This is a genomic window from Methylophaga sp. UBA1464 (assembly GCF_002325665.1).
Lineage (GTDB): Bacteria > Pseudomonadota > Gammaproteobacteria > Nitrosococcales > Methylophagaceae > Methylophaga.
Genome location: NZ_DCSO01000103.1, coordinates 1 through 432, shown reverse-complemented (window position 1 = coordinate 432; position 432 = coordinate 1). Strand labels below are relative to the sequence as shown.

The window sequence follows — 432 nt, the reverse complement described above, 5'->3', positions numbered from 1 at the left end:
ATGCCAACGCTTTTTCGCTGGCACTGAGCACCTGATCTTCATGGGTTTTTAATTCAGCTGTGATATAACGCTCAGCATTTTTCAATGTTTGCCGACGCTGATAATCAGCGGGCAATTGAATATTGTGGGCACGGCTGATTTCGATATAAAAGCCATGCACTTTGTTATAACCGACTTTTAAGGTGCTGACCCCGGTCCGTTCCCGTTCACGCTGTTCCAGTTCACGCAAAAAATCATTGGCATTCAGATGCAGATTACGTAACCGATCCAGTTCCGCATGATAGCCTTCGGCAATCACCCCGCCATCTCGAATCAACACTGGCGGTTCTTCAATAATGGCTCTATTCAATAGCTCAAGTAATTCCGGAAAAGTCCCCAATTCGCGATCGATCTGCTTCAGCAATCTGGTTTGAGTAGCCGATAAAGATTGAT

Annotated in this window: 1 pseudogene; it reads right to left on the bottom strand. The window is 45.6% G+C overall.

The features are described 5' to 3' along the window. Positions 1-432 (bottom strand): annotated as a pseudogene (locus B3O33_RS13955) (DNA mismatch repair protein MutS); the annotation flags it as partial.